Annotated in this window: 15 protein-coding genes; 13 read left to right on the top strand and 2 right to left on the bottom strand. The window is 70.2% G+C overall.

Annotated elements, in window-relative coordinates; translation table 11 throughout:
- The first annotated feature begins 74 nt into the window (after positions 1 to 74).
- The 10 genes from AC061S_RS29030 (at position 75) to AC061S_RS28985 (ending at position 9939) form a co-directional block, all read left to right on the top strand.
- Entirely contained in the window at positions 75 to 638 is a 564-nt protein-coding gene (locus tag AC061S_RS29030; protein WP_478688848.1) for a hypothetical protein, read from the top strand.
- Positions 639 to 716: 78 nt separating this feature from the next.
- A complete protein-coding gene (locus AC061S_RS29025; protein ID WP_478688847.1) occupies positions 717 to 1673 on the top strand; it encodes a hypothetical protein in 957 nt (318 codons plus the stop codon).
- A gap of 134 nt (positions 1674 to 1807) precedes the next feature.
- Positions 1808 to 2311: a hypothetical protein gene (locus tag AC061S_RS29020; RefSeq protein WP_478688846.1), complete on the top strand. Its 504-nt coding sequence runs from the start codon at positions 1808 to 1810 to the stop codon at positions 2309 to 2311.
- Positions 2312 to 2484: 173 nt separating this feature from the next.
- Positions 2485 to 3261, top strand: coding sequence for a hypothetical protein (locus tag AC061S_RS29015; RefSeq protein ID WP_478688845.1), 777 nt, complete (start codon positions 2485 to 2487; stop codon positions 3259 to 3261).
- Positions 3262 to 3353: 92 nt separating this feature from the next.
- Positions 3354 to 3758 (top strand): hypothetical protein, encoded by a 405-nt coding sequence (locus AC061S_RS29010; RefSeq protein WP_478688844.1) that lies wholly within the window; start codon positions 3354 to 3356, stop codon positions 3756 to 3758.
- A 93-nt stretch (positions 3759 to 3851) separates the two neighbouring features.
- Entirely contained in the window at positions 3852 to 4085 is a 234-nt protein-coding gene (locus AC061S_RS29005) for a hypothetical protein (protein WP_478688843.1), read from the top strand.
- 95 nt (positions 4086 to 4180) lie between these two features.
- Positions 4181 to 5053 carry a phosphoadenosine phosphosulfate reductase domain-containing protein gene (locus tag AC061S_RS29000; RefSeq protein WP_478688842.1) on the top strand — a complete coding sequence of 291 codons (873 nt, stop codon included), beginning with the start codon at positions 4181 to 4183 and terminating at the stop codon, positions 5051 to 5053.
- A gap of 155 nt (positions 5054 to 5208) precedes the next feature.
- Positions 5209 to 5823, top strand: coding sequence for a hypothetical protein (locus AC061S_RS28995; RefSeq protein WP_478688841.1), 615 nt, complete (start codon positions 5209 to 5211; stop codon positions 5821 to 5823).
- 175 nt (positions 5824 to 5998) lie between these two features.
- Positions 5999 to 7729 (top strand): DUF6248 family natural product biosynthesis protein, encoded by a 1731-nt coding sequence (locus tag AC061S_RS28990; RefSeq protein ID WP_478688840.1) that lies wholly within the window; start codon positions 5999 to 6001, stop codon positions 7727 to 7729.
- Positions 7730 to 8220: 491 nt separating this feature from the next.
- Entirely contained in the window at positions 8221 to 9939 is a 1719-nt protein-coding gene (locus AC061S_RS28985; RefSeq protein ID WP_478688839.1) for a DNA cytosine methyltransferase, read from the top strand.
- Between the two features lie 73 nt (positions 9940 to 10012).
- On the opposite strand, the gene AC061S_RS28980 is transcribed toward AC061S_RS28985, so the two are convergent.
- Positions 10013 to 10378: a hypothetical protein gene (locus tag AC061S_RS28980; protein ID WP_478688838.1), complete on the bottom strand. Its 366-nt coding sequence runs from the start codon at positions 10376 to 10378 to the stop codon at positions 10013 to 10015.
- A 337-nt stretch (positions 10379 to 10715) separates the two neighbouring features.
- Here AC061S_RS28980 and AC061S_RS28975 point away from each other — a divergent pair, with 337 nt between their 5' ends.
- The 3 genes from AC061S_RS28975 to AC061S_RS28965 are packed head-to-tail and all read left to right on the top strand — an operon-like array spanning position 10716 to position 13975.
- Positions 10716 to 11057, top strand: coding sequence for a hypothetical protein (locus AC061S_RS28975; RefSeq protein ID WP_478688837.1), 342 nt, complete (start codon positions 10716 to 10718; stop codon positions 11055 to 11057).
- Complete coding sequence (locus AC061S_RS28970) at positions 11054 to 12817, top strand: relaxase/mobilization nuclease domain-containing protein (protein ID WP_478688836.1); 1764 nt, start codon at positions 11054 to 11056, stop codon at positions 12815 to 12817. Before AC061S_RS28975 ends, AC061S_RS28970 begins: the two co-directional genes overlap by 4 nt.
- An 18-nt stretch (positions 12818 to 12835) precedes the next feature.
- Positions 12836 to 13975, top strand: a complete 1140-nt coding sequence (locus AC061S_RS28965) for a hypothetical protein (RefSeq protein ID WP_478688835.1) — start codon at positions 12836 to 12838, stop codon at positions 13973 to 13975.
- A 319-nt stretch (positions 13976 to 14294) separates the two neighbouring features.
- On the opposite strand, the gene AC061S_RS28960 is transcribed toward AC061S_RS28965, so the two are convergent.
- Complete coding sequence (locus AC061S_RS28960; RefSeq protein WP_478688834.1) at positions 14295 to 15356, bottom strand: C40 family peptidase; 1062 nt, start codon at positions 15354 to 15356, stop codon at positions 14295 to 14297.
- Between the last annotated feature and the right edge of the window lie 575 nt (positions 15357 to 15931).

Raw genomic sequence — 15931 nt, 5'->3', positions numbered from 1 at the left:
GTACGGACGGGGGCGGGAATCCCCGTCCGCACGGCGAACCCCATCACCGAAGCACCTCAGCAAGGAGAACCTTCATGAGCTCCACCACCCTGGCGTACCGACTCGGCGAGCCCGACGTCGAATGCCGCTACCCGGTCGTCATCGGCGCGGACATGGTCGTCGGCCTGGCCTTCCGCTGGCACCGCAACTGGCTCGTCCAGGACTCCACCGGCGAGCACAACCTCGGCCGCCCGCCGAAGGGCGAGAAGGGCGAGGACATGGCCGCCGCCCACCTCGTCGAGCAGTACGCCGCCGGTCTCATCGCGGCGACCAAGCTCCTCGCGCGCGGCACCGACGAGGAGACCCGCCTCTACGGCCCCGCCCCGCTCCTGCACTGGCGGATGCCGGAGACCGACCGCAACGTCGAGGGCGCCGGTAAGGCGTGGGCCGGGGTCGCGGAGCACCTGTGGACGCCGCTCGCGGGCTTCCCAGGCTCGGACAACCCCTGGTACCTCGTCTGCGACCTCTGCGACTGGGCCGGACCCCGCTACTGGAGCCACCTGCGCGGCCGCAACGGCGAGCCGCCCACGGCCCACCGGCACCCCGGATGCATCGGCGAGGACAAGGTCCGCGAGCTGATCCCCGCCTACCAGAAGTAGGCCCCAGCAGCTCAGCAGGACCGCCGGGCCCGGCACACGCCGGGCCCGGCCCCCTCACCGACCCGAACGGAGCTCCGCATGACCACCGACCGCTTCAACCGCATCGCCGCCGCCGGCACCGACCACGGCTTCATCACCATCAGCCTTGCCGACGGCCTCCTGATCAACGTCAAGGCCGAGCCCGCCGCCACCGTGGCGGACCAGGTCTACCTCGCGCCCGGGCTCACCGCCCCCGACACCGAGGCGTGGGAGAACGAGGACACCATCGGACTGTTCCTGTCCGGGGAGACCGACGGCGGCACCGTCTACGTCGACGTCCCCGTAGGCGCCGTCCACGACTTCATCCTGGAGCACGGCGGCGAGCACGCCCAACAGGATCGCGACTTCCCGCCCGTGGGCTACCGGATCAAGCCTCTCGACAAGGCCGGGCACTACCCCGTCCACCACGGCACCCGCCGCATCGGCCGCATCGTCCACCGCGGCACCACCTGGCAGGCAATCCTCCTCGGCGCGACCTACTGGACCGACGGATTCGCCGACTCGGAGCAGGCCGCAAGGCACCTGCTCGAACTGGCCGACCTCGCCGCGGGCCGCCCGCCGACGGCGGAACGGAACCTGCGCACGGAGCTCGCCGGGCACGGGGTGACCCCGCACCGAGACGAGGACACCTTCATCGGCGGACAGTGCAACAGCTGGCTCGTCATCGGCCTCAGCGACGGCGAGTTCCCCGACATGGGTCAGCAGCCCTACCTCCTGGCCCTCTTGCAGGACCCCGACGACGCCGACGAAGTGAGCGTCGACCGGCCGGTGAGGGCAACCGACGAGTGGATCACGGTCATCGGCACCGGCGACCTGTCCGCGACGGAGGGCGCCAAGATCTCGGGCCAGTCCTTCCCGGGGGAGGACACCGCCGCCCTGGCCGCCTACATCGCCGCATGGCGCCGCAACCCCTACACCGTCCGGGACGCGGCCCTGACCGAGATCCGCGCCTGGCAGGCCGCCGCACTCAACCTCTCGGTACCCGACCACACCTGATGCCCCGCCCGGGGCGGCCGCACGCCGCCCCGGGCCCGCGCGCCGACCCGGCGCACACCCAACCGGTCCGGCCGGCGGGGCGGGAATCCCGCCGCCCGGGCCACACCGAAGCACCTCAACCACGGAGGAACGCCATGACCGACTTCGAGCCCACCGCGCAGGCCTGCGCCGCTGCCGCTCGCGCCTACGCGCTCGCGGAGATCGCCCGCCGCCGTACCCTGTTCGCCTCCGCCTGGAACGGCCGGGCGCTGCACGTCCTCGCCGACCTGCTCGACATCGTCGCCCTGTCGTTCTGCGAGGAGGAGCCGACCGACGCCGACGGCATCCCGGCCGACGCACGGCTCGCCCTCGCCGACGCCGAGACCACCGCCGACGAGAACCCGGGCACCGGATTCCCCCAGCGGTTCGGCCAGTACGTCACGCACGCCCTGGACCCTCGTCCCCTGACGAGGAAGGCCACCCTCGGCACCACCGGCTGCGCCCTGGCCGACGGCGACACCCAGCTCGCGGCCGCACTGGACACCCTGCACAGTCACCTCACCGCGGCCGCCACCGAGGAAGTCGCTCAGGCGCTGATCGAGGCTGTGTTCGTCCTGCACGAGAAGCGCGCCGCCCTCGCGTCCATCTTCCAAAGCTGACGACCACCCCCGGCCCACCCTTTCGAGGGTGGGCCGGGGGAGGGCCCGGGGGTCTGAGGAGTTGACCCCCACCCTATAATTTGAGAGTATTGGTTACGTCGATCGGGCGGGAATCCCGACCGACACCGGCCCCCGGGTCACACCGAACCACCTCAGCGAACGAAGGACCCACGATGACCAGCAGTACGCCGCGACTCGACAGCCTCACCGCCGGCGGGACCGACGACATCTTCGACGGCATCCGCCTCGCCGACGGCCACGTGCTCACCCTCAACACCCACCCCGGCGCCGACGTGGCGCAGGGAGTGTTCCTCTACCCGGGTCTGACCGCCCCCGACACGGAGGCCTGGGGGGAAGGGGACGACCTGGAGGGATGGCTCACCGGGGGCGACTTCAGCGACGGCATGCTCCACTCGGACGTGCCGATCGAGGCCGTCCGAGCCCTGATCCTCGCTCACGGCGGCGAGCACCAGAACCAGGAGCCCGAGCCCACCCCCAGCGCCGAGACCGAGGAGACGTCCGGCGCCGAGACCGAGGAGACGTCCGGCGCCGAGACCGAGGAGACGTCCGGCGCCGAAGGGCAGGAGCACCTGCGATTCCCGGACCTGATGGCCTACATCGCCGAGCTGCACGGCCGGTTCGCGAACGGCTACAGCGCCGAGGACATCCGCGCCGTCTTCGGCCGCATCCATGAGTTGCGCGGCCCGTACCTGGTCTGCGTGTGGGAGTACGCGGACAAGAACGGCTTCGGCGGCACCGCGCAGTTCTATGCCGAGGGGTGGTACGGCGACCTCTTCGAGGTCCGCCCCGACATCCACCAGTGGCTCAGCGGCCACCAGGAAACCCCCGGCCCCGTGGCCACCTGGGTCGGTGCGGCCGTCACCGAGCCGACCGACTTCCCCGTCAGTGACGACTTCCACAACTACGCCCGGACCGACCGGACCGAGTGACCGGCGCCAGACCGGTGGGGGAGCGGGGCGGGAATCCCGCCCCCGCCGGGGCCGCGCGAGCACACCGAACACCTCAACCAGGAGACGAGACCATGCAGAACAACCGCCCGAGTGCAGCACCCCTTCGTCATGGTGGTGAGGCTGCCGAGCCCGTACTCGTTACGCTCGCGGCCCGCCTGCTCGCCGCGTTCGGCGCCCAGGGCTTCGAGGCCCACATCGACTGGGACAGTGCGGCCGTGGCCGTCGCCGTCGAGTTCGAGGGCGGCACGCTTCACGTCATGGGTGCCCGCGTCGCAGGAGACGGCGTGGACCACGAGGCCACCGACCTCGACCACCGAGGGCTCATTGCCTGGGTCGACAGCCCGGAGGCGAGTGGCCCCTGCATCGTCTACGACACCCAGGACGGCGGACTGAACGTCGAGGACGACATCGCGGGCTTGATCTTGGCGTTCCGCGTCGTGGTGTTCCGCCAGCGGCTGGCCGACCGGACCGAGTGACCGCGGTCAGACCGGGGGCGAGTTGCGGGGCGGGAATCCCGCCCCGCACTCGCCGCCACACCAGACCACCTCAACGAACAAGAAGGAGTCGCCATGGGCAAGGTCTTCAAGCGCACCGAGAACGGCGAGAGCACGCTGCTGTCCCTGAAGGAGGGCCAGGCCGAGATCGGCAGGCTCCGGGACGCGTACGCCCTCGGCGAGATCAGTGAGCTGTTCGCCAGCGGCAAGGGCGCGATCTACACCAACGCCGACGGCCTGCGGATTCGGCTGTTCCTGACGGACGCCCCGCCGCCGGCGCGGGCCGCCGACGGGCACCGGCCCGTGTGATCGGCGCCAGTCGGGTGGGGGAAGCGGGGCGGGAATCCCGCTCCCCCACCGGGGCCCCGGGCGAGTACACCGAACACCTCAACCAGGAGAAGAACGTGAACAGGAAACCCTTCACCCCGCCGTGCGGCACCGGGTGCGCCGCCGCCCAGATGGAGCTCTTCCCCGCGCCGGCCGCAGCCGCGGCCGCGATGCCCGCCGAATTCGACTTCGACGCCCACGACGTGGTCATCGTCGGCGACAGCGGCGGCAAGGACAGCGGCGCCCTGGCCCACGAGGTGTGCACCCAGGCCGACCGGGCGGGCCAGCTCGACAAGGTCCGTGTCCTCCACGTCGACCTCGGGCGCACCACCCGAGGCCACCTGGTCGAGTGGCCCGGAGCGCTGGCGGTGGCCCGCGCGCACGCCGAGCAGTACGGCGTCCGGTTCGCGGTCCGCCGCAGCAAGCGGTGGCCCTCCCTGTGGGACCGGATCCTCTCCCACGGCAACTGGCCCGGCTTCTTCGCTCGCTACTGCACGGCCGACACCAAGACGGCGACTGGCCGCGACTTCGTGGACGAGACCGGCGCCGAGCTGAACCTGGGACGCCCGGTCCGGGCCGGGTACGCGATGGGCATGCGCGCCGAGGAATCCCCGGCCCGCGCCAAGAAGCCCGCGATCGAGCTCCACCGCATGAGCGGCAAGGGCACGAAGCGGATCGTGACCACATGGCTGCCGGTCCACGCTCTCACGACCGAGCAGGTCTGGGAGCTCCACCAGGAGAACGGCATCGCGCACCACGAGGCCTACGACCAGGGCATGCGCCGCCTGAGCTGCCGGGCCTGCCCGCTCGCCGCGACCGAGGACCTGGTGCGCTCCGCTCAGCTCAACCCGGAACTCTTCGCCGAGTACGCCGACGCCGAGGCCGCCATGGGCCACCAGTTCAAGAAGTCCATCGGCCTGCGCGAGATCATCGAGCGCGCCCGCAGCTGACCGGTACGGAGCCGGACATGAAGCGGCCCGGCGGGGCGCATAAGCGTGGGAATCCCGCCGGGCCGTGCGGTCCGGCCACCGAAGGCCCTCAACGAACCCATAACCGAACCAGGCATCATCGTATCCAGTACCGACACCACCAGGAGAACACCGCCGTGCAGAGCATCGAGGGCCGCCCGTGGGCGACCCGGGAGGACCTGATCCAGGTCTCCGGCTACAGCCGGACCACCATCGCCGACCTGTGGCGCGACCGTGAGACCAACGGACACCCGCAGCCCCGCACGATCGACCGCGTCATGCACTGGGACGTGGAGGAGTGGACGGCCTGGTTCGAGGAGCAGCGCCAGCAGGCGCCCACCACGGAGTCGAAGGTCGACCGCAGCGGCAGCCCGGACGAGGAACTCACGCCGGCCGAGCAGGCCCGCGTCCTCGGCATCGACCCCAGCCGGATTACCCAGTACGACAAGCAGCCCCCGCCCGGCTGGCCGCCCGGCCGCGTGCAGCAGCTGCCGACCCGGGTCCGCCGGTGGCGGACCCGCCGCGAACTCTGGGAGTTCGCCGACCGCAACCCCGGCTTCGGGACCGCCGGCGGCCGCCCGTCCGGCCCCACGGCCAAGGCGGCCGACCCGCGCGTGCGCCAGGCCGCCCTGGCGCTGCGGGCCGAGCCCGACGCGAAGCCGGGAGAGGTGGCCGCCGCCCTCGCCGCGCGGCACGGCGCATCCGTCCACACGTGGAAGCGCATCGTCACCGAGGCCCGCAAGACGCTCTGAGGCAACCGCTCGGCGGCGGCCGGGGAGAGGCGGCAGGCGCACCTATCTGCGCAGTCCGCCTTGACCGCCAACTAAAAACTTGAGAGTATTGGTTACGTCGGAATGGGTGGGAATCCCGGCCCGGCAACCAGGCCCGGAGGCCACACCGAAACCCCTCAAACCCGCAGGGAAACCGATGACCGACAATCAGAGCGCGCCCACCCCCACCGCTCCCGAACCCCCGTCGCCGCCCGCGAAGTACCAGCGCATCGCCCAGGCCGCCGCCGAGCTCGCCGTCGCCGCCGCGGACCACGCCACCGAAGCCGTATGCCGCAGCCGCTCCGGCAACACCGCCCGGCTCGAAGAGGTCATGCTCGCCGCCCACCACCACGCCGTCGACGCAGAAAGGCACGCCACCTACGCCGCCGACTGGGACGCCAGCACCTCCACCGAACAAACCCTCCTCCACTACGCCACGAGCACCGTCGACCACGCCGTCCGAGCCCAGAGCGCCGCCGGTCTCGACATCACCGCGGCCGCGCTGCGCACCGAGCTGGAGCCGCCGACGACCGCCGAGCAGCGCGCCCGGCGCGAGAGCGAGCGCCTGCGCGAGGAAGCCCAGAGGGAGGCCGAGGAGCGCGCCGCGACCGGCATGGACGCGGACAACCGCAACCAGGTGTCCATGAACCGCTATTACGCCGAAGGTGCCATCCCCCAACTCGGCTGGACTGCGGGTCACGTGCGCGTCCTGGAAGCAGCCGACACCGGCCGCCTGTACTGGAGCAACAAGCAGGCCCGCCAGGCCGCGCGCCACGGCGAGTGGGACGGCGGCCGCAAGGTCAGCGCCGAGCGCACCCGCGCGCTCTACGAGGCACGCTTCCTCCTCGCCGCCCGCCAGGACGACGGCGTCCGAGTCCTCACCGTCAGCACGATGGGCCGGATCGCCCTGGAACTCGCGCGCATGTACCCCGAGGGTCTGCACGCAACAGAGCAGGACGCCTACCAAGTCCGCTACGACCAGGTCGCCAAGCGGTACGACCGCAGCGACGACAAGAAGGCCGCCGCGCGCCGCCTGCCCGAGTTGGAGTACTGCGCACGGCGCAACTATCGGCGGCCCGTCACGCTCGTCGAGCAGGACCTCCAGGCACAGCGCAAGGCGGCCGACCAGTGGGAAGACGAGGGCGGCTACTGCCCCGAAGTACAGGCACCCCGACCGGTAGTCGAGGCGGCCGCCGAGCCTGCGCCGACCGCGGCCCGGACCCCCAGCATCAAGGCGCCGGCGGGTGCGTCCGGGCAGGAACTCCTGCGCCGCCTGTTCGCCCCCCGCGCGGACGTCGAGCCGCGCCCGGACCCGCACCGAACCGTCATCCGCCGCCCCCGGCGCACCCTCACCCAGCAGGAGCGTGAAACCGTTCAGGACGTCCCGCTGCTCAACTTCCAGGGCGCCCTGATCATGGGGCTGGTCGACCCGGTACCCAACCCGTCGCCCATGCCGGAGGCCGAAGGCGAGTGGGTACGAGAACACGCGTGGCCCGGTCACTTCCACACCATCGACAGCAAGTACCCGTTCGGCTTTCACCGGTGGTCGATGTGCGAGCGCGGAGTCTGCTGGAACTGCCTCGCGAGCCGATGCGACCTGTGCGTCCACCGCCAGGAAGGCGGCCCCCATGTCGACGACAACACCGACCTGGTCTACGGCCCGACGGGCCGAGTCGTTGCCCAGCTGATCCTGCGCCCTGATGGCGCGCCGTGCGTCTGGTGGTGCCGGTGCCCCTGCTTGAAAGACGGGCCTGCCCCCGACAGGATTCCGGCACCGGCGGCGACACCGAAGCCCGCCGCGGCCCCCGCCGCCCCGGCCCCCGTCGCGCCGGCGAAGGCGTCCCGGCGTTCGGCCGACGTGCGTCCGGAGCAGGACGCCTTGTTCTGACCGGAACGCGCGGCGGGCGGCGAGGGTCTCCAGGCCCGCCGCCCGCGGCCGGATGCCTTCCTGCGGACGCGCTGTGGGGCGCCTAGCGTCACATGGCACGCGTGGCCACCTGGTACGGCGGCTGCGGGCGCGCTGGGCATCCCAAAGGCGGCCAACAGCGAGGGGAGGGGTGCCGGGTGGCCAGCCGGAGGTCGTCCGTCGGCGCCGAGTAGGGCGCGGACCGTACCCCCGCCGTCGCGCCGACCGCGCGTGAGGCGAGCGCACCCTGGCGCCGTGACTGATGGGGGGCAGCCGCTGCCGCGCGGTGGTCCAAGCCGCCAGTCCGTGACGGCCTGACAGTGCATCAAAACCCCCCTTGACCAACGGGCAGAGTCTTGATATCCACCCTAGAATTTGAGAGAATTGGTTACGTCGGAACGGGGCGGGAATCCCAACCCGACACCACGGCCCCAGGGCCACACCGAAGAACCTCAACCACCAAGGGGCAGGGCATGGCAGACACCCACGTGCGCACCGGGAGCACCGCCGCGGCGACAGACGCCGAAGGGCGTCCGTACGCCAACGGCTTCCGGCCCGCGACGCTCGACTGGGACGGCTGGACGTGCGCCGACTGCACCGTCTGCACCGCAGGGTCGGCGTGCGCGGACTGCCAGGAGTGCACCACCTTCGCGGCGCCCTGGCCGCCGCACTGGGCCAAGGACTGGCAGGAGGGCCAGCCCGAGCCGGGCGTCGAGATCTTCGGCGGCCCCGGAGGCATGTCGGCCGGTCGCGCACTGGTCGACGACGGCGGCGACTGGGCCCTCGTCGAGTGGAACCGGGACGCTGCCGCGACCGCCCGCGCGGCCGGTCACTGGGTGGTCGAGGCCGACGTCCGGACACTCGACCCCCGCCACCCCGCCCTGCGCTGCGTCCGACGCTTCCACGGCTCCCCGCCCTGCCAGACGCTGAGCGACGCCGGTAAGCACGCCGGGTGGAACTCCAGCGAGATCTCCGAGCTCCAGTCGATCATGTGGCAGGCCAGCGAGGCCTTCGGCTTCCTTGAAGTCGACGACCTGTGCTCCCTTTACGGCGGCCCGCACGGCTACTACGGCGACGTCAACGACGACATGGGTGACCACCCCGACGCCGACGGATGGGGAGAGCAGTGCGGCGGTGGACACCTGCCCCCCTGCATGACCCCCGCGGACTTCCGGACGTGGGCCGCTTCGGCCGTCTCCGACGAGCGCACCGCCCTCATGGCGGAGATGCTCATCTGGCCGATGTGCCTGGTGCAGATCGGGGCCCCCCTGGTGTCCATCACCATGGAGCAGTCCGCCAACCTGCTCAAGCAGGTTCCAGCCCTCGCCGAGGCGATCCAGTCCGAGCTCGTCAGCGTCGAGGGACTCGGCTGGGCGTGGTGCTCGTGGCAGATCGCCGACGCTGCCGACTACGGTGCGGCCACCCGCCGCGAGCGTGCCTGGATGGTGGCCACCCGGTACGACAAGCCCCGCTACGCCGAGCACGCGGACGGCGACTCCGCGGCCCGGGAGATGTGGGCGCACGTCTTGAAGAAGACGGGCAAGATGCCGGACTGGACGCCGGAACTCGACCGCCGGATCGAGCCCTACCAGGGCCGCCCGGCCCTGCCGAAGGTGACCGTCGCCACCGCGCTGGACCTCCCCGAGGACTGGTGGGCCGACACCCGCGGCAAGCGCAAGGTGAACCCCGCCACCGGCAAGGCGATGGGTGGCGGATCCTTCCGCCTCAACACAGTCGGACAGTGCGTCACCGCACCGTGGTACGCGATCAAGTTCCGCCCGGCGAGCGTCCCCCAGGGCGAAGGGACGGCCACGATCTCTCTCCCGGATCTCGGGACGCTCGTGGGCTTCCGCCGCGACTACCCGTGGACCTACATCCCGGCACGTGCGGGTGCGAAGGGGACCCGGAACATCGCCCAGATGATCGCCGATGCGGTCTCCCCGTTCGCGGGTGCTCCGTTCTCCGCAGCCGTCCAGGGCGAGGACTGGTACGAGCCGACGGCCGCCTACCAGGCGAAGCTCTACCGGCTGGACAGGCACGAGCGGAAGCCCGCCCCGGAAGTCCCTGCGGCACAGGTCCGGCAGGCCGAGCAGATGTCCTTGTTCGCCGAGACCGACGACAAGCAGCTCCTGCGCAAGCTGTTCGCGCCCCGCAGTCCCGGGGCAGTCACTCACACCGGCCGCGTCGCCTGACCGGCGGTCACGAGGTACCCCCCACACGACGAAGGGCCCCGCTCGGCGGGGCCCTTCGTCGTGCTCTTCTATGTCAGCTGGACTGGGAGCCAGCGTCTACCGGAGCAGGAGCTCCGGTGCTGTCCTGAGCGGGGACCGACACCGCCGGCGACGACACCTCCGGGGTGCTGCTGTCCGCCTTCTTTGCGGTCGTCTTTCGCGGCCGGGAGCGTACCGGAGGACGCTTGACCGGCTCGTCGATGCCGATCTCCGCGAGCTGCTCCGGCGACCAGCTGGCAGCCTCGGCAGCGGCGTACAGCTTCCCGAACGGCTCGTCCATGGCGGCTACCTGGCGCAGGAGCTCGGCGCGCTCGTCCTGCATCGCGGCCAGGGGCTTGATGGCTTCAGCGCGCGCGGCCTGAAGCCTTTCCATACGTTGCAGAATCTCGTGTGCAGACATGGGAGCATCGTACGGCCCCGGACCCGCAGAGCGGGAAGAATCCGGCTGCAACCTGCGGCCGCGCGCGTCTTTTTGAGCCGCCATCAACCACAAACCTGCACCTGACGGGACCACCCTAGAAACCAGTAGCAAGTTAGTTGTTACTGGGCCCAGTAACGGGTTCGCCGATCACCTCCCCGCTAGTGTGGGTAGTCGGTGATCATGGGTCCGAGCACGGACCGGGCGAGGCCGGAAGGGGGCTGTCGTGGCAGAGCCAGCAGCGGATGAGAGTCGTCAGGGATCGACTGTGCGGAGGAGGGAGAGAGAAGCCGGTGGGGCGCGGGGGACCCGTATCAAGGTGTCTTACAACGAACATGAGCTCACCTTGGTCAAGGCGGCTGCTGAAGGCGACAGAGAGGCAATCGCGGCGTGGGTCGCGCGCAACGCTCTGGCCGTGGCCGAGGAGAAGGTCGTACCTGTATCGGTCGATGCGAAGGCTGTGGTGCGTGAGCTGATGGAAGCGCGAAAGCAACTGAAGCGGGTTGGCGTCAACCACAACCAGATCGCGAAGGTCAAGAACTCTGATGGAGAAGTGCCCGAGGCTCAGTTCGAGGCGGTCTACGCCGCGCTGATGAAAGCCATCCACAACGTCGACGAGGCGACGCTCCAACTGATGCGTGAGCGGACGGAACGGGCGTGATTCCGGGGAAGCTGGACGAAGGTAGCGACACGTACGGACTGCTGGCCTACCTGTACGGGCCGGGCCGGCGGGACGAACACGTCGACCCGCACATGGTGGCTTCGTGGGACCCGTACATCCATGATCCGGCACGTTCCCCGGATATCACGCTCTCGGATCTGGCGCTGCTTCTGGACGCGCCGGTCTTCGCGATGAAGGGGAAGAAGCCGCCGCTGCACGTCTACCACGTGGCGGTGCGTAACGCTCCAGAGGACCGCATCCTCACCGACGAGGAATGGGCCGAGGTGGCGATCGAGATGATGCACGCTGCTGGAGTCGCAGAGCACGGTGATGACGAGGGATGCCGTTGGGTTGCCGTCCGCCACGCCGACGACCACATCCACCTGCTCGCGACGATAGTGCGAGAGGACGGGAGGCAGCCGAACCTGACGCAGGACATCGTGAAGATGCAGGAGGCCGCCCGCGGTTTCGAGGAGAAGTTCGGGCTTCGCCGAGTGAAGCGCGGAGACAAGACGGCGGCGCTCTGGCTGCATAGCGGTGAGCTGGAGAAGGCTGAACGGCGCGGGCTGAGTGAGGCACCGCGGGTGTCGTTGCAGCGTGCGGTTCGCGAGGTGGCAGCAGCAGCGACCAGCGATGCTGACTTCTTCGAACGACTGACCTCTTCTGGGCTACGCGTGAAGCAGCGGATCGCGCCAGACGGGAAGCTGACCGGCTACTCGGTGGCGCTACCGGGGGACCGAAATCCCGAGCAGGAGCCGATCTGGTTTTCCGGGGCGCGCCTCGCGCCGGACCTGTCCTTGCCGAGGGTCCGTGAGCGGTGGAGTGCACCGGTCCCGGTCCAGCGGGTTGCGCCGGCGGAGATGTGGCGGGTGGCGGAGATCAAGGTGCGTGAGGCGGCCGACCAGCTCGGCGCGCAGGGGCTGCGGGAGGGGGCGGGTGATGTGGCTGCGCTTGGAGACCTGATCGTGGTGGCCGCCATCATTTCACCCCGGCTGGTGCGCACGCAGATGAGGAAGGCGGCCACGGAATTCGAGCGTGCTTCCCGGGCTCCCGGCGACCGTGCGCTGGAGGGTCAGGCGCGTACCTTGTACCGGGAGTCGGCGCAGGTTCTCTCGCAGTCGACAGCCGCCGTCGGCCGCAACAGCACGGTGGCCGCCCTCGGCTTTCTGCTCGCGCTGGTGCAGGCCGTGGAGGCCTCGCGCCGGTGGCACCAGGCACAGGAGCACCGGGCCCAGGCAGAGGCTTCCGGGCGAGCCGGACGTCTGCTGCGCGAAGCGGTGGAGGTCACTACCGGCGCGAACGCAGCACGCGAGTACAAGCCCCGGACCAAGCGGGCAGCCACACGGCCTGGATCGGCTCCGCGCAAGGCCGCCGCCCCCGGTGAGCGGCCCATGGCCGGTGTCGTGCAGGAGGCCGTTCCCGAGCATGCGCGCGCGATCGTGACAGATGTTGCGTGGCCTGCGCTGCGCGCGCAGCTGCTGGAGGTTGAGAAGGCAGGCGAAGATCCCGTTGACGTACTGAAGTCGGTTGCGGCTCGAAGGGAGTTGTCCTCAGCGGGGTCGGTGGCCGAGGTGCTTACATGGCGACTGTACGGGTGGCGGAAGCAGCGTGGGATGGGGGAGGCGGCGGGGGGAAGTCCGTCGTCGACCGCCGCGGGAGGTACGCCGCGCAAGACTCCGCCGGCGCGTAAGGCAGCACCGGCGCCCCGGCGCAGGCCGCCCGGGGACGAGCAGCGTAAGGGTCCGAAGCGGGCCCGTTAACGAGGGGAGTTCAGCCAGATGTCGACACCAGCACAACAGGGGGATCCGTTCCCGGAGGCTGCGGGCGAGGCGGTGCAGACCGCCGTCATGTCGGTGCGCTTGGTCCTGGCCATTGCGGAGGCGGTCCGCCGGCATCAGCAGAAGAAAAAGAAGGGAGAGGAGGACGAGCTCCTGCCTCCTGAGAAGGCGGTCGTCGACGCGAAGGAGGAGCTGAAGGATCTGCTGCCCGCGGACATCTCCGCGGCACTGATGAAGGATGCGGACTGGCCGCAGATGGCGCAGCAGCTGATGGCGCTCAAGAAGGCCGGGGTGGAGCTCGACAAGTTCCTTCCCCGTGTCGGTGAGATCGCGGTGAGCGTGCGGGACCAGGTCGCCGCGAACGAGGCGCGGGTCGCCGCGGAGGGCACCGGGCGGTGGGAGAAGATGCTGCGCGAAACCCTTCCGGCGGGGATGGTGCGGGAGGCGATCCTGTCTTCTCCGGCATGGCCGGACATGGCCGCGACGCTCAGCGAGCTGGACGCGAAGAAGGTGGACGTGCGAGGCATTCTCGCCGCCGCTCACGGCGAAGGCCTCGGTGTGGATCAGGCGATGGCGAAGCTGCTTGCCGCGGGGGAGACGCCGACCGCGAGCCGCGACGCGATCCTGTCGTGGGGGCCCTTGACGGAGGGGCTCGACCTGCCGCCGGATCTCAACCTGGCCGACCGGGCGCATGCGCTTCGACAGCTGTCGATCTCGACTGCGGAGAATGAGATCTTCATCCGGAAGGTGCGCGACGCGATGCCGGGCCGTGGGCGCGACGTCGACCTCATGGTCGCCTCCAAGCAGTGGCCGGTGGTGGCTGCGCGGATGGCCAAGATGGAGAGCGAGAAGCAGCCCGTTGAGAAGCACCTTGAGGGGCTGATGAAGAACACGTCCTGGGAGAAGGGGCAGGGCACGCTCGGCACACGGCTGTTGCACGCGACGAGCGAGAGTCTGCGGCGTCCTGCGGGTGCGGCCGGCACGGATGCCCGGAATCGGGTGAGCACGGCCGCGGCTCGCTTGCAGTCGTCGACGGTGGGCCCTACTAAGGCGGCCGCCTCCAAGAGTGCGGCGCCTGCCGAGCGAGGGGTGGCCGCACACCGGGAGACCGGTCCGGCGAAGCAGGGCAAGACCCGCTAGAGGGTGCTGGAAAACGAGCGTGCCCCAGACCCGAAAGGTCTGCGGCACGCTCGTTTCCGAGGTCGGAGAAGGTGTAGGGACTCGATCGATCTTGCGTCTGAAGCGCTGCCGGCCAGCGGCAACGCCTGCCGTCTCACCGGAGTTGCGCGCGCTGTGCCTCACGGACATTGCGCTTCCTTCGGTGACCGTGACGCGGACGGCCTGACTGAGCGGAGCATCACCGCGCGACCTGCGGTTTTCTCGCTGACGTTGCGCGGTGCGCAGAGCGGGCGCAAAGCCAGTGAGAAAGCGCAGACTGCGGCGAGTACCTACAGAAGGGTCAGGGGCGAGTGGCGCCGAAGTAGTCCGACTCCGGCATTGCGGAGGTGAGGGGCGCGACTTCGACGAACCTCCCTGTGCGCGGTGCGTGTAGGACGTTGCCGTCGCCCGCGTAGATCGCTACGTGGTAGATCGCGCTGGCACCGCTCTTGCTCCAGAACAGGAGATCGCCGGGCTTGAGCTCGTTGCGGGCGACCGCGCGGTGGGATGTCGCGCCGTACTGGGGGGCCGCGGTGCGCGGCAGGTGGCTGCTGGGCCAGTAGGCGTACTGGACGAGCGAGCTGCAATCGAAGCCGACGGTGCTGGACGCGGAGCACTGCCCGTTCAGATAGCCGTTGAGGCCGTCGCAGAAGCCGGTGGAGGGGCCTGCTGGTGTACCGCCGCCCCAGGAGTAGGGGGTGCCCATCCGGGCTGCTGCGCGGCGCAGGGCGTCGGCGTTCGCGCCGTTGCCAGGGATCTCCAGGTGGCCGCCGCCCTGGAACTTGGCTATGTCGGCGAGGATGTTCTGCACGTAGTTGTAGGTCTCGCCTTGGGCGAAGCTGCGTGGGGGGACGCCGCCGAATTCTTCGACTCGCCCCCAGCCTGCGTTGTAGCCGGCGAGGGCGAGTGCGCGGGGGTCTTCGCCGTAGCCGGAGCTCTTCGCGGAGCCGATCAGGGAGCACATGTAGCGGCCCTGGGCGTCTACGGCATCTCCTATGTCCCAGGGTGAGTTTCTGCCGTTGCCGTCGGCGTCGCGGCCCCAGGTGGCCCAGGTGCCGTCGATGAACTGTGCGGGCCCCTTCGCGCCGGCGCCGGAGGTCGCTTCGCCGGGGGTGGTCTTGAACTTTGATTCGTGCCAGAGCTGGGAGGCCATGAGCGCCGGGGTCAGCTCGGGGTGGTCGCATGCGGCGTCCGCTTTGAACAGCCACGGTCTGAACTCGGAGGGGACGCCCTGGAGGCCGCCGCCGCCGTCTGTGATCTCTTCCGCGCTCGCTTCGCCGTCGATGAGCACGCCGACGATGAGACCGGCGACCACGAGCAGGAGTGCGCACGCCCCCACGATGATTCCGATCAGCCACTTCATGCCGTTCCCCCCGTGCTTGTCGCCGCGCTGTTGTTCCTGTGCTGCGGGCTTGCCGCACTAGATCACGCGCCCGTGTGCGCGGTTGGCGCCGGTGAATGGGCGTCAGTCCCCGATACCGGCGGATGGTTCAGTCGGTGGCCCGTGGTGTTCCCGGCAGGGTTGCGCTGGTGGGCGCGGGAGCCGGGGGCGAGCGCTTGATCGTGGCAGGCCCTATGCGGGTTCGGGCAACGGCTTACACCGGGTGAGTTCGCACAGCGAAATGCCACGCCACTCATTTCGCGTGGCGAAATGGATGACGTCCGAGCGCGGGAAATGGCGGCTCGAAGGTGCGGTTGAGGGTTTCGGGCTCCGCCCGGGAGTGCGGGCCGGGCTGATGCCTGCTTGGCCGGTTTTCTCAATCCGGATGGCGCCTTTTCGCGACTGGCATTCGGGTGCTGGTTCCTTTGTCGTGACTACTCAGGTGCTTGATTACGCGTGAGCGGCAGGCGGCAGCCAGACGTTTCCGGCGAAGAGGTCGCGGAGGACGGTCATGGGGTTGAGGCCGTGTTTGCGGGCGGTGGAGAGGTAGGAGCGCA

Source organism: Streptomyces sp. CA189 (assembly GCF_056428985.1).
This window is presented reverse-complemented; position numbering and strand designations above follow the sequence as displayed.

Coding starts and splice junctions, on each gene's coding strand:
- AC061S_RS29030 (WP_478688848.1), top strand. CDS start 75: ATGAGCTCCACCACCCTGGCGTACCGACTCGGCGAGCCCGACGTCGAA.
- AC061S_RS29025 (WP_478688847.1), top strand. CDS start 717: ATGACCACCGACCGCTTCAACCGCATCGCCGCCGCCGGCACCGACCAC.
- AC061S_RS29020 (WP_478688846.1), top strand. CDS start 1,808: ATGACCGACTTCGAGCCCACCGCGCAGGCCTGCGCCGCTGCCGCTCGC.
- AC061S_RS29015 (WP_478688845.1), top strand. CDS start 2,485: ATGACCAGCAGTACGCCGCGACTCGACAGCCTCACCGCCGGCGGGACC.
- AC061S_RS29010 (WP_478688844.1), top strand. CDS start 3,354: ATGCAGAACAACCGCCCGAGTGCAGCACCCCTTCGTCATGGTGGTGAG.
- AC061S_RS29005 (WP_478688843.1), top strand. CDS start 3,852: ATGGGCAAGGTCTTCAAGCGCACCGAGAACGGCGAGAGCACGCTGCTG.
- AC061S_RS28990 (WP_478688840.1), top strand. CDS start 5,999: ATGACCGACAATCAGAGCGCGCCCACCCCCACCGCTCCCGAACCCCCG.
- AC061S_RS28985 (WP_478688839.1), top strand. CDS start 8,221: ATGGCAGACACCCACGTGCGCACCGGGAGCACCGCCGCGGCGACAGAC.
- AC061S_RS28980 (WP_478688838.1), bottom strand. CDS start 10,378: ATGTCTGCACACGAGATTCTGCAACGTATGGAAAGGCTTCAGGCCGCG.
- AC061S_RS28965 (WP_478688835.1), top strand. CDS start 12,836: ATGTCGACACCAGCACAACAGGGGGATCCGTTCCCGGAGGCTGCGGGC.
- AC061S_RS28960 (WP_478688834.1), bottom strand. CDS start 15,356: ATGAAGTGGCTGATCGGAATCATCGTGGGGGCGTGCGCACTCCTGCTC.